The organism is Vibrio sp. Vb1554 (genome assembly GCF_033344235.1).
Window position 1 is genome coordinate 1 of sequence record NZ_JAWPOJ010000394.1, and the last position, 1,101, is coordinate 1,101.

The 1,101-nt window shown below is 45.3% G+C and carries 1 protein-coding gene; it reads right to left on the minus strand.

The genetic code is table 11. The annotated features are described in order from the left end of the window. Positions 1-1,101, minus strand: a 1,101-nt coding sequence (locus tag R8N28_RS26560) for an ABC transporter transmembrane domain-containing protein (RefSeq protein ID WP_318183834.1), incomplete at both ends; no start/stop codon positions are given.

The window sequence follows — 1,101 nt, forward strand, 5'->3', positions numbered from 1 at the left end:
ATCTGCTCATCGCTCACTGCTCGGCTAAGAGAAATGTTCTCACGTACAGAGGCTGGGAGAATGTGCGGATCTTGTTGAACCATTGCTACGTCTTTGCGAAGTACGTCTTTACCCAATGTATTAAGTGGCCGCCCATCAATCAATAACTTGCCCACATTGGTTGGATAAAAGCCCATGAGCAAAGATGCTAACGTGCTCTTGCCGCTGCCCGTATGGCCGACCAGCGCGATAAAATCTTGATGAGCGGCTTTCAAGGAGACGTCTTTCAATACATCTTGCTTGCCATCATAACTGAACGTCAGATTACTTAGCTCAATTGAGCCCGTTTTAAGGGGTTTATGATCGTCACCGTAAGTTTGTGGCTTCGCATCAATCAACTCAAAAACACGTTCACTCGACACCAACGCTTGTTGTAAAAGTGCAAGTTGTTGGGTCATTTCAATCAGAGGTTCGGTCACACGCGCCAAATAACTGATGAATGCATAAAGTACACCGACACCAATCAACTCGACACCATTAAAGCCAAAGATGGCAACTAAGCAGAGTAGGGCAAGTCCAGCCAACAGATCCATGAGAGGCCGCAGCAGATACCCGTTTAAGCGAATCACTTTTTTGGACGCGACCAAATGCTCAGCAGTGAGTTCGTTAAATTGTTTGTTAAAGCGCTCTTCTTGTTGCATCAGCTGAATCACGCTCATCCCTTGGATTGATTCGCTTAAGTTGGCGTTAATGTCCGTGAGCAAGTCACGCATTCTGCGATAACTCTCGGTACTGAGTTGTTTAAACAGATACATAAAGCCAATTACGATCGGTAACAGGACGAGAACAACCAGCGTCAACTTCCAACTCATGAAGAACATGACACCCAACATTACCACGATCATCACAACGTTCTTAACCACGGTCGCGATTAACAACTCGTAAAACTGCTGAAGTGATTCTGTATCATTCGTGATTCGAGAAACAAGCTTACCAGCAGGCGTGTAGTCAAACGCAGAAAGTGGCTGTTTGATCACTCCCGAAAACACTTGCTTGCGAATGGTTTTGATCGTGTTCGTTGCCACCATGCTAAATTGCAACGATTGAAGATATTGGAACGTT